At 69.0% G+C, this 12,273-nt stretch carries 8 protein-coding genes; all 8 read right to left on the reverse strand.

The features are described from left to right. Positions 1–397: 397 nt before the first annotated feature. The gene (gyrB, locus tag A33M_RS08035; protein ID WP_008385582.1) at positions 398–2,830 is read right to left on the reverse strand and encodes a DNA topoisomerase (ATP-hydrolyzing) subunit B; all 2,433 of its coding nucleotides are present in this window, start codon (positions 2,828–2,830) and stop codon (positions 398–400) included. Between the two features lie 291 nt (positions 2,831–3,121). Next, entirely contained in the window at positions 3,122–3,661 is a 540-nt protein-coding gene (locus A33M_RS08040) for a peroxiredoxin (RefSeq protein ID WP_008385584.1), read from the reverse strand. A 38-nt stretch (positions 3,662–3,699) separates the two neighbouring features. Continuing rightward, positions 3,700–4,293, reverse strand: coding sequence for a carboxymuconolactone decarboxylase family protein (locus A33M_RS08045; protein ID WP_008385586.1), 594 nt, complete (start codon positions 4,291–4,293; stop codon positions 3,700–3,702). Between the two features lie 394 nt (positions 4,294–4,687). Next, the gene (recF, locus tag A33M_RS08050; protein ID WP_008385588.1) at positions 4,688–5,839 is read right to left on the reverse strand and encodes a DNA replication/repair protein RecF; all 1,152 of its coding nucleotides are present in this window, start codon (positions 5,837–5,839) and stop codon (positions 4,688–4,690) included. Between the two features lie 229 nt (positions 5,840–6,068). Beyond that, positions 6,069–7,187 carry a DNA polymerase III subunit beta gene (dnaN, locus tag A33M_RS08055; protein ID WP_008385593.1) on the reverse strand — a complete coding sequence of 373 codons (1,119 nt, stop codon included), beginning with the start codon at positions 7,185–7,187 and terminating at the stop codon, positions 6,069–6,071. A gap of 186 nt (positions 7,188–7,373) precedes the next feature. Then, positions 7,374–8,534, reverse strand: coding sequence for a glycosyltransferase family protein (locus A33M_RS08060; RefSeq protein ID WP_008385596.1), 1,161 nt, complete (start codon positions 8,532–8,534; stop codon positions 7,374–7,376). 224 nt (positions 8,535–8,758) lie between these two features. After that, complete coding sequence (dnaA, locus tag A33M_RS08065) at positions 8,759–10,288, reverse strand: chromosomal replication initiator protein DnaA (RefSeq protein ID WP_008385602.1); 1,530 nt, start codon at positions 10,286–10,288, stop codon at positions 8,759–8,761. Positions 10,289–11,935: 1,647 nt separating this feature from the next. Beyond that, positions 11,936–12,199, reverse strand: coding sequence for a 30S ribosomal protein S20 (rpsT, locus tag A33M_RS08070; RefSeq protein ID WP_008385604.1), 264 nt, complete (start codon positions 12,197–12,199; stop codon positions 11,936–11,938). Positions 12,200–12,273 lie beyond the last annotated feature (74 nt).

The following is a 12,273-nucleotide window of genomic DNA, read 5'->3' on the forward strand; positions in this document are numbered from 1 at the left end:
CCCCGGCGAGCTGCGCTCGCCGACCCTCTCCCCACGGGAGAGGGTAAGAGCTCGAGCCGTTCAGCCGGAAACCGTATCATCAGAAATCGAAAGCCGCCCGGGAGACGACCTCTCCGGGCGGCTTTTTTTTCTCGTGATCATCCCGACGGTGCTCGAGAAAGCCTCTCTCCGTCACTCTGAGGCGCCCGGCGAAGCCGGGCCTCGAAGGGCGACGGCCCGTTCGCGGGATCGCCAGAGATCGACATGATCCAGCGCCCGAGGTCGACAATACCGACCCGGGTGGCAGCCCATCCTTCGAGGCTCGCTCCGCTCGCGCCTCAGGATGACGGGTCGAAGTCATCTTCCGTTGAAATGATCACCTCGCCGTCAGCACCTGCGCTGTCAGCGGCGAGGCCGATCAAATGTCCACGCTGGCCGCGAGCGCGTTCTCCTGGATGAAGTCGCGGCGCGGCTCCACCACGTCGCCCATCAGCTTGGTGAAGATGTCCTCGGCCTCGTCGACCTCCTTGATCTTCACCTGGAGGAGCGAGCGGGCGTTGGTGTCGAGCGTGGTCTCCCACAGCTGACCGGGGTTCATCTCGCCGAGCCCCTTGTAGCGCTGCATGGTGATGCCCTTGCGGCCGGCGGCGATCACCGCCTCGATCAGGCCGATCGGGCCGTGAATGACGGTCTCGTCGCCCTTGCGCCGCAGGGTGCCCGGACGCGGATAGACCTGCTGCAGCAGCGGCGCCAGCTCGTCGAGCTTCTTCGCCTCCGAGGAGGCGAGCAGCGAGGAGTCGATCGTGGTCGCCTCGCGCACGCCGCGCACGGTGCGCTGAAACAGGAAGCCCTCGCCGTCGACGAACCGGCCTTCCCAGCCGCGCTCGGTCTCCTCGGCGAGCGTGTCGAGCCGGCGGGCGATATAGGCGGCGGCACGCTCGGCCGCCTCGTGATCGAGCGCGATCGCCGGATTCAGCACGCCGGCGATCGCCGCCTGCTCGACCACCGCGCGGTCGTAGCGGGTGTGCAGCCCGTGCAGCACCGCACGCATGGTGCGGGCCTGATCGATCAGGAGCTTGAGATCCGCGCCGGCGCGCTCCTCGCCCGAGTAAGCACGGAACACCGCCTCGTCGAGGCCGGCGGCGATCAGATAATCTTCCAGCGCGCGCTCGTCCTTGAGGTACTGCTCGGACTTCGAGCGCGACACCTTGTAGAGCGGCGGCTGGGCGATATAGACGTGGCCGCGCTCGATCAGCGCGCGCATCTGCCGATAGAAGAAGGTCAGCAGCAGCGTGCGGATGTGGGCGCCGTCGACGTCGGCGTCCGTCATGATGATGATCTTGTGATAGCGCAGCTTGTCGGCGGTGAACTCGTCCGAGATGCCGGTGCCGAGCGCGGTGATCAGCGTGCCGATCTCCTGGCTGGACAGCATCTTGTCGATGCGCGCACGCTCCACGTTGAGGATCTTTCCGCGCAACGGAAGGACGGCCTGGAACTCGCGGTTGCGGCCCTGCTTGGCCGAGCCGCCGGCGGAATCGCCCTCGACGATGAACAGCTCGGACTTCGACGGGTCGCGCTCCTGGCAGTCGGCGAGCTTGCCCGGCAGCGAGGCGACGTCGAGCGCGCCCTTGCGCCGCGTCAGCTCGCGCGCCTTTCGCGCCGCCTCGCGGGCGCTCGCGGCCTCGACCACCTTGCCGACGACCACCTTCGCCTCGCTCGGATGCTCCTCGAACCACGAGGCGAGCGCCTCGTTGAGCACGCCCTCGACCGCCGGCCGCACCTCGGAGGAGACCAGCTTGTCCTTCGTCTGCGACGAGAATTTCGGATCCGGCACCTTCACCGACAGGACCGCGGTCAAGCCCTCGCGGCAGTCGTCGCCGGTGAGCGCGACCTTCTCCTTCTTGCTCATGCCGCCGGACTCGGCATAGCCGGTGATCTGGCGGGTGAGCGCCCCGCGAAAACCTGCGAGATGGGTGCCGCCGTCACGCTGCGGGATGTTGTTGGTGAAGCACAGCACCGTCTCGTGATAGCCGTCGTTCCACCACATCGCGCATTCGACGTCGATGCCGTCACGCTCCGACTTGATGACGATCGGGTCGACGATCAGCGGCTTCTTGTTGCGGTCGATGAAGCGCACGAACGCCTCGACGCCGCCCTCGTAATGCATCTCCTCGCGCTTCTCGACGGCGTGCCGCCGGTCGATCAGCACGATGCGGACGCCCGAATTGAGGAAGGCGAGCTCGCGCAAGCGATGCTCGAGCGTCGCGAAGTCGAACTCGATCATCGTGAAGGTTTCGGTCGAGGGCTGGAACGTCACCTCGGTGCCGCGTTCCTCGCCCGCCGGGCCGACCACCGCGAGCGGGGCCACCGCCTCGCCGTGGCGAAACTCCATCGCGTGCTCGTGGCCGTCGCGCCAGATGCGCAGCTTCAGCCAGCTCGACAGCGCATTGACCACCGACACGCCGACGCCGTGCAGGCCGCCGGAGACCTTGTAGGAGTTCTGGTCGAATTTTCCGCCGGCGTGCAGCTGGGTCATGATGACCTCCGCCGCCGACACGCCCTCGCCCCGATGGATGTCGGTCGGGATGCCGCGGCCGTCGTCGCGCACCGTCACCGAGCCGTCGGCGTTGAGGATCACCGACACCGCGTGGGCAAAACCCGCCAGCGCCTCGTCGATGGCGTTGTCGACGACCTCGTACACCATGTGGTGCAGGCCGGAGCCGTCGTCGGTGTCGCCGATATACATGCCCGGGCGCTTGCGCACGGCGTCGAGGCCCTTGAGGACTTTTATCGACTCCGCGCCGTAATCGGATGCGTCGGGGTGGCCGGGGGGAAGTGTCGGTTCGTCCATTCGGAGAATGCTTCGGATCGGGGGCCGGACGAGACGTCGGGCGATCCCCTGACATCGCACGAAAGCGGGGACGCGTACAGGCCCGTAAGACGGTTATTAAATAGCTGTCGGACAATGGATTTTCAATGGTGCCCGGGCCTTCCCGGGCGGCCGGTGCCACAGTCCCGCTCCGAAACCGAATCGGGCGGGCCGACCGCTCGGTCGACCCGCCCGCCGGGGGTGTTTTTCGGATGCGGGGCGCGGCCTTCGCCTTGGTCCCGCATCGGTCGTTCAGTGGTGCCGGAGGACCGATCAGGCCGCCTCGAGGACGTCGTCGCCCTTCTGCCAGTTGCACGGGCACAGCTCGTCGGTCTGCAGCGCGTCGAGCACGCGCAGAACCTCCTGCGGGTTACGGCCGACCGACAGATCGTTGACCGAGGCGAAGCGGATGATCCCCTCCGGGTCGACGATGAAGGTCGCGCGCAGGCACACGCCCTCCTCCGGATGCAGGATGCCGAGCGCGGTGGAGAGCTCGCGCTTGATGTCGGACAGCATCGGGAACGGCAGATTTTTCAAATCCTTGTGGTTCTGCCGCCAGGCCAGATGCACGTACTCGGAATCGATCGAGCCGCCATAGATCACCGCGTCGCGGTCGGCGAACTCCGAGTTGATGGCGCCGAAGGCGGCGATCTCGGTCGGGCAGACGAAGGTGAAGTCCTTTGGCCAGAAGAACAAGACCTTCCATTTGCCGGCATCGCTCTCGTTGGTGATGCGGGCGAAGGCGGTTTTCGGATCGGTCGAGACGGTGGCCTGCAGGTCGAAGGCCGGGAGCTTGTCGCCGACGGTGAGCATGGGAGGAATCCTTTCTTCGAGGGTGTTTGCGGGAGGGGTCAGGCGAGCGCCGGCGCAACGGCCGGGCTCGCGGGATCGGAAATGGAGAGGGCGTGGGCCGCGGCGGCGTCGAGCACGGTCGCGGTCGCGTGCAGCACGGCGGCGAGCTTGAGCACCGCCTGGACGGCCTGGACGGTGGCGCCGTGCTTCTTCGCGCCGTCGACATGCGCGCGGGTGCAGCCTTCGCAGCCCTTCACCACCGAGGCGGCGAGACCGAACAGCTCGAAATCGGCTTGAGCAATGCCGTGCTTGGTCAGGCCGTTCATGCGCAGCCCCGCCGGCAGCTTGCCGAGCTCGGCGTCGCCCGCCATGTGGACCGCGCGGTAATAGACGTTGGTCATCGCCATCAGCGCGGCGGCGGTGCGGGCGGCCTCGGCGACCGCCGGCTCGATCGCGGCCTTGGCCTCCGCCTCGACCGCGCCGATCAGCGCCGGGTTGCGGCAGGCGACCGCCGCGGCGACGGCGCAGCCCCATTTTTGCGCGGGCGTCAACTCCGGCAGGCCGCCCTGGCCGAGGAACGAGCCGAGATTGAGACGGATGTCCTTGGCGAACTCGGGCAAGGACTGGCGAAGCGTTTCGAGCCGGCTGGGCACGGCGGCAAACTCCATGGGTCGACGCGCCGGCGAGCGGCGGTCCTGATCGATTGCGGGAATGGAGGGCCGATCTGCCGGCGGCGCGCGGGCGATCCGGGTCCGAGCGCCGGGGTCGGCGACGGACGGGTCCGTCGCTCATCGGCTCGGGGGTCGGGTCTCGCCGACTGCGCGTCGCTCCTGCAAATCAGTCGCATTCAATGAGGCAGTGTCGTACCACTCGCGCGTCCGAATGCAACTAATTTGCAGTTGCTCGGAAGAAACATTCGCACGCATGAATGTATCGGGATCGTGGCGACAGCGAGGACGCGCGCGAGCCGAGCCCCGGCACCGCAGCGAAAATCGGGACGAGATCGAGAGACCGGACGCGGCGAAGAGGATCGGAGGAGAAGAAAAATCAGCCGGGCCGGCGGGCGACGTGGCCCGGCAACACCTCGAACCAGTCGGCGACCTCGGCGATGCCGGCGAACGCCGCCGGGTCGGCGCCGGCCATCCACACCTGCGCGCCGAGCTTTTCCAGCGCCGCGAACAGCGCGCCGCGGCGGCCGGGATCGAGATGCGCCACCACCTCGTCGAGCAGCATTACGGGAGCGATGCCGGTCATCGCCGCGACCAGCCCGGCATGGGCGAGCACCAGCGTGATCAGCAAGGCCTTCTGCTCGCCGGTCGAGGCGTCGCGGGCGGCGATGCCCTTGGGCGCGAAGGTGACGGCGAGGTCGGTGAGATGCGGGCCGTCGAGCGTGCGGCCGGCGGCGGCGTCGCGCCCCCGGTTCTCTCGCAGGATCGCGCGAAAGCGGTCCTCCACCGCGAGCGCCGGCTGCGACAGCACCGCCGCCTCCATCCAGCCGTCGAGCGCGATGCCGGCGGTCGGGAACGCGGTATCGTCGGCCCGCGCCGACAAGGCCGCCGCCAGCCGCTGCACGGTTTCCGCCCGCGCCGCGGCGACCGCGACCGCCAAAGCGGCGGCCTCGTGCTCGGCCGCGTCGAGCCAGTGCGGATCGGGCGACGGCGCCTCGAGCAAGCGGTTGCGGGCGCGCAGCGCGCGCTCCAGCGCCGAGACGCGGGTGCCGTGGTCGGGATGCACCGCGAGCACCAGCCGGTCGAGAAAGCGCCGCCGCTCGGAGGCCGGGCCGACAAAGAGGCCGTCCATCGCCGGGGTCAGCCAGAGGACACGCAAATGGTCGGCGAAGGCGGTAGCCGAGCCGACCGGCTCGCGGTCGATCCGGCATTTGCGCGACGGCGTGCCGTCGAACGTGCCGGTGCCGAGCGTCGCCAGCCCCTGCGCGCCTTCGACCTCGGCGGCGACCGCCCAGCCGTGCGCCGAGTGGTGTGCCTCCTCGCTCGCCGGACCGGTGGTCGCGACCGCATCGAGCGTCGCCCGTCGCAGACCGCGGCCCGGCGCGAGAAACGACACCGCCTCGAGCAGATTGGTCTTCCCCGCCCCGTTCGGCCCGGTGAGCACCACCAGCGCCCGCTCGACCGAAACGCTCGCCGCCGCATAGCTGCGGAAGCGCGTCAGATTCAGGCGGCGGATTTTTGGGGCGATCATCTGGGGCGTGTCAGCGTCGGAGTCGTTCGCACCGGCGCAGAGGTGGCGGGCCGGTTCGCCTCGGCGCGCATCCCGACCTCCGCTCGTTCCCGCGAAAGCGGGAACCCAGCCGACAGGTCCCGAAAAGTCCTGGGTCCCCGCTTTCGCGGGGACGAGCGGACCGAGAGCATCGCGCAGAACGGCGCGCGCATGCCTGAAACACTCACACCCGCTCGCTCACCCCTTTCGCTCACACCCGCATCGGCATCAGCACATAGAGCGCACCCTTGGCGTCCTTGTCCTCGATCAGCGTCGGCGAGCCGGGATCGGCGAGGCGGAGGATCGCGGTGTCGCCCTCGATCTGGGCGGCGATGTCGAGCAGGTAGCGCGAGTTGAAGCCGATATCGATCGGCTCGGCGTCGTAGGCGACCTCGATCTCCTCGGTGGCGCTGCCGGAGTCCGGATTGGTCACCGAGAGCGTCAGCTTGCTGCCGGACAGCGACAGCTTGACCGCCCGCCCGCGCTCGCTCGCCACCGTCGACACGCGGTCGACCGCCTGCTCGAAATCGTGCTTCTCGACCTCCAGGAGCTTGTCGTTGCCGGTCGGGATCACCCGGCCATAGTCCGGGAAGGTGCCGTCGATCAGCTTGGAGGTGAGCACCACCGCGCCGATGCCGAACCGGATTTTCGTCGCCGACAGCTCGATCTTCACCTCGCCGGCGGGATCCTCGATCAGCCGCAGCACCTCGCCGACCGTTTTTCGCGGGACGATCACGCCGGGCATGCCCTCGGTGCCGGCGGGGGCGGGAAACTGCACCTGCGCCAGCCGATGCCCGTCGGTCGCCACCGCCCGCAGCACCGCGTCCGGCCCCTCGCCCACCCTGTGGAGAAAGATGCCGTTGAGATAGTAGCGCGTCTCCTCGGTGGAGATCGCGAACTGCGCCTTGTCGATCAGCCGCTTGAGATCGGCCGCCGAGAGCGAGAAGGCGTGCGTCATCTCGCCGGCGGCGAGATCGGGAAAGTCGCTCTCCGGCAGCGTCTGCAGGGTGAATTTCGAGCGCCCGGCGCGGATCGTCATCACCGCCCGCTCGCCGGTCGCGTCGAGCCCGATCTGCGCGCCTTCGGGGAGCTTGCGGACGATCTCGTAGAACATGTGCGCCGGCACGGTGGTGACGCCCGCGCCCGCCACCTCGGCCGCGATGGTCTCCACCACCTCGAGGTCGAGATCGGTCGCCTTGAACGACAGCTCGGCTCCGTCGGCGCGCACCAGCACGTTGGCGAGGATCGGAATCGTGTTGCGCCGCTCGACGACGCGATGGACGTGCGACAGCGACCGCAGCAACTCGGACCGCTCGACGGTGACCTTCATGGGGGACCCCGCTCGACTGACTACGCTCGTGCGCCGACGCGCCCGAGACGGGTCGCCTGCTCACGCGGGAACCGGAACCGGGGCGCGGCGCGCACCGGGACTGGGGAAAGTGCCGTGCCGGCGCGGATTCGGCAAGACCGTCCGACCGACACAGGAGATTTTTCCTTCGGCGGCCGAGTCGGGCTGCTAAAGCGCGACCCCGCCCGGCGGCGGCTCGATGCCCGCGCGGTAGGAGAGGATCTGCTCGGCCCGCCGCCACGGCGCGAGATGCTTTTCCACCACCAGCGCCTGCGCCGCCGCCGCGATTTTTTCCGCCCGCGCGGGATCGGCGAGCGCCGCCGTGACGACGCGCGTGAGATCGCCCGAAATGTCGGGATCGTAAAAGAGCGCGTGCTCGCCCTCGAGCAGCGGGTGGAAGCGGGCAATCGTCGGCCGGTTCATCACGGGCACCGCGCCGGCGAACGCCGCCTCGTAATGGCGCTCGCAGTCCCAGCCGAGCCCTTCGGGCGACCACACCAGCCGCGCGTGCCGCATCTTCTCGAAAATCTCCTCGCGCAAAAAACTCTGGTCGAGGATTTGCACGTCCTTGCGGGTCTCGGCGAGCGCCCGCAATTCCGCGATTCCGCTGGCGGCGACGGTGGAGGAGGCACGCTCCGGCACCACCAAAAGGCCGATGGTCTTCTCCACCGGCGGCGGGGCGGGCGTGTCGGCGGCCGGCGTCTCGAGGCCGAGCGCCCACGGCCGCAGCTTCTCCACCCGCCGGCGGTTTCGCGCCCGGTCGCGGAAGGCATGGTCCGGCGGCTCGGCGGCGCCGTGCGACGAAAACACCTGCCAGCGATCGACCGGCAGCTCGCGCTTGAACCAATAGGTGCAGCGATCGAGCAGAAAGGCGTGGCACGGCGCGATGGTTCGACCGGGCCCGGCATCGATCACGTAGAGCGGCGCGCGGTTCGGCAGCAGCCGCAGCGCCTGGATGCCGAACCCGCGGACGAACCGCCGCCACGGCGAGAACGGCCGGCGAAACAGGTTCTTCAGCGATCGCCAGTGCAGCGGCCCATGACGGGTGGTCGGATGCACCACGATCATGTCGATGTCGTAGCGCCAGGCGCGGCGAAGCAGTCGCCAGAACTCGCGCAGGCCGAACTCGCGGACATTGGCGGGCGCGGGCACGCCGAGATCCTCCTCGCCGGTCCACAGGAGCGAGGCGACCCGCGGATCGACGTGCGAGAGGAGACCGGCGCCGCCGATCTCGACGATCGGGGAGTACCCCTGCGCCGGAACGGCGGGCGTCGGGGCGAGCGTCTGGACGCTCGGATCGGCCGGCTTCTCGGGGTCTTGCAGCGACATCGAGGGCCTCGTTCGAATCTGGACTCGCGCGGCGCGTCCGGTGCGGATTTTTACGCGCACGGCGCGTCCGGCGCGGATCGGGACGCGGAGTCGCGGCGGCGCCGCGCCCGCGCGCGGACGCAGCGCCACACGAACCCGTTACCACTTCGCCGAACGCGGCTCCAGTGATCCGAAAGACGCACGCCGGACAGCGGCGCGAGACGGCCGGCGAAAAGGTCCTTCGCCTACTCCTGCAGCTCGCGCTTGATCGCCTCGATCTCGTCGGCGAGTGTCGTGTCGTTGCCGACCAATCCCTCGATCTTGCGCACCGCGTGCAGGACGGTGGTGTGGTCGCGCCCGCCGAAGCGGCGGCCGATCTCGGGCAGCGAGCGCAGCGTCAGCGTCTTTGCCAAGTACATCGCGATCTGGCGCGGGCGGACGACATTGGCGGTGCGGCGGGACGACAGGAGATCGCTGCGGCTGACATTGTAGCGGCGGGCGACGATGCGCTGGATCTCCTCGATCTTGACCTTGCGCGGCTCCTGCGGGCGGACCAGATCGCGGATCTCGCGCTCGGCGAGCTCCATCGTCACCGGCTGGCCGGTCAGCTTGGAGTGGGCGAGCAGCCGGTTGACCGCGCCTTCGAGGTCGCGCCCGTTGTGGGTCACCGCCTTGGCGATGAAGTCGAGCACATCGGCCGGCACGTCGAACGCGGCATGGTGGGTGCGGGCGCTGGCGACGCGGGACTGCAGAATCTCCAGCCGCAAATCCTCGCCGAACGAGCCCATCTCGACCACCAGCCCGCCGGCGAGCCGCGAGCGGACCCGATCGTCGAGATTCTCGAGGTCGAGCGGCGGGCGGTCGGCGGCCACCACGACCTGCCGGCCGGCGTCGATCATGGCGTTGAGCGTATGGGAGAACTCGGCATGGGTCGACTTGCCCTGCAGAAACTGCAGGTCGTCGATCAGCAGGACGTCGGTGGTGCGCAACACCTCCTTGAAGGCGAGCGTGGTCTGCTGGCGCAGCGACGAGACGAAGCCGTAGACGAATTTCTCCGCCGTCAGATAGAGCACCCGGCGCGCGCCCGAGGCGTTGCCGGCCCAGGCGATCGCCTGCAGGAGATGGGTTTTTCCGAGACCCACGGCGGAGTGGACATAGAGCGGGTTGAACATCACCGCGTCGCCGCGGCCGGCGGTGGCGACCTGCTTGGCGGCGGCATGCGCGAGGCTGTTGGAGCGGCCGACCACGAAGGTCTCGAAGGTCAGGCGCGGATCGAGCGGCGAGCCGCCGAGCGTCTCGTGCCCGCCGGCGCCCGGCCGGCCGGTGCCCGGCTCGGCGAGCGAGGGAAAGCCGTGCCCGTTGGTCGTCGCGTGGCCGCCGCCATAGCCGCCCATCACGTGGCCGTCGGCCGCCCGGTCGAGCCCCGCATGACCCATCCCCGCATGGCCCGTCCCCGCACGACCGGCCGCCGCCTGATCCGCCGCCGGCACGCCCGGCCGGGCACCGGGCGGATGACGCAGCATCGCCGAGCGGACCGACAGGTCGATCCGCCGCACCGCCGGCTCCTCGCCCTGCCAGCAGGCGAGCACGCGCTCGGCATAGTGCGACTGGATCCAGCTCTTGAGGAATCTCGTCGGCACCGAGAGGCGCACCGTCTCGCTCTCGACGCTCTCCAGCTCCATCCGCGCGAACCAGCTCGAATAGATGTCGTCGCCCACCTCGGCCCGCAGCCGGCCTTTTACGCGCGTCCAACGTTCTTGATGATTGTTCGTCATTGACAGGCCTCACGCACACCGCCCGGGGCGGACGATCTCGATGGCGCAGCCGATCACGCGCGGAGCGGATGCTCCGCGGCGGGTCGGGTGCCGGGTACTCTTCGGGACGAGGGGTATCGGCCGCGGCGGGGCGGCCGCGGCGCGCTACCGGCCGGAAGGCCAGAGCAGCGGACGCCGAGCGGCGGGGGGAGCGCCGGGCAGGCAGACCGGCGCCACCCGGGCGAGGGCGCCGACGGAAGGGGGAACGCAGGAATTCGCAGTCGGAGCAGCAGTCAGAGTCGTCTCACACCGGCGAGGTGTCGGGGCGGAAAAAGGGTTATGCCACATTTTTGTCATGTCGTTACCCTGGACTTCTCTGTAATTCGGCCTCGAATTCACAGCATCACACAGCCGTCGCCCGGAGACGACCTCCGGAAAACGTGGTGCAGTCCCTTCCTTTTCAAGTACAAGAAGACTGGTCGTTACGCCGACTCGACCCGACGACTTTTCACACGCGCCTCGTCCTCGAACTCAACTGGGGCGCAGCCTTTTTCTGGGTCTCACGATCTCGACCTCTTCTCCGTGAAGCCGCCGTCAGCGGGGGCCACCCCCCACCAATACACACCCCCTCCCCGCCCCGCAATGCCTTGAATCGGGCAGCTCCTCCGCCGAATCGAATCAACCAAGACGTGTCGGTCGGCAGACTCGGAGGACGTGTCCCAACCCCCTGTCGACTCGCGTTAATTTTCCAGGGGGGCGAAGCCGGCCGGCGACCGGTCGCCGGCGGGGGCGCCGATGACGTGTGGTGCCTGTGTCCGGCCGGCACGCCGATTGCCGACCGCTCCCCCAGGCTATAATGTTAACGCCTTGTTAGGACTTCGATTTTCGTGCGCGTCGGGGCAGGGTAACCCTCGGAAACTGCGAGGTTTTCGCGTATGGGCTGCCTATACGCACAAACGCGTAGACGGGCCCACACGGTTAACTGCGTCACGGGAATGTCGCCTGATTGCAACAGTGTGGCGATGCATCACGAAGCTGTAGAAATCACATGATACCGTCGATTGTATCCGCGTCGCAATGCGATTCTCACGACCTCCGATTTTAATCGAATTGTCGGATCCCGCAGGACGAGTACCCGTGCCGCCGCGGGCTACCGGGCCGGATGCACGCATTGCGGGCATCAGACTCGCCGGCTCGGCGGCCCGAGTCCGCACCGTTCCGGCGCCCCGGCGAGGTCTTGGAATACCGTTCGGTGAGAGGCCTGCAGGCGCCGCAACCCGACCGGGAAACGGCCGGACCGGACCGGCGAGGGAGGCCGGGACGGGATCGGGGACGGAGGCGGGACAAGCACGCGGGCGCGGGGCACGGGTTACGGGGCGGCACCGGGTGGCCCGACGCGCGGCGACGAAGGCCGAGGGGCCGAGGGGCCGGGAGGCCGGCAGCGACGCCGGCCGAGCCCGCAGACCGGTGGCGGCCGGAGGTGGCGGCCGGGCCGGGCCGGAAACGGCAAGCGCCACCCGTCATGGGAGCTGACGCGAAAGTTTTCGCCGAAAACGAAAGCCGCCGCAAAACGACGAAGGCCGGGACGAGCCCGGCCTTCGTACAAAACTCGATCGATCGCAGAGAGGCGGTGGCGCGGCGCGGATCGGCCGGCGCCCGAAACGCCGATCAGGCGAGCTTGGCGACCTGGTGCACCAGGCGCGACACCTTGCGGCTCGCGGTGCGCTTGTGCACGACGCCCTTCTGCGCGGCACGGGCCATCACCGGCTCGGCCGCCTTGAGCGCCGCGAGGGCCGCCTCCTTGTCGCCGCTGGCGATCGCGTCCTCGACCTTGCGCACGAAGGTGCGCATGCGCGAGCGGCGCGCCTTGTTCACCTCGGTGCGGCGCGCGATCTTGCGGGTGGCCTTCTTGGCGGAAGTCGTATTGGCCATCTGACGGTTCGTCCGGTTGTCGCGCCCTCGGGGGCAGCGGGCATTGTGGAACGGCGTAGTTTGCGGGCGCACGT

Origin of the sequence: Rhodovulum sp. PH10, from assembly GCF_000293785.1 — a bacterium.
GTDB lineage: Bacteria > Pseudomonadota > Alphaproteobacteria > Rhizobiales > Xanthobacteraceae > Rhodoplanes.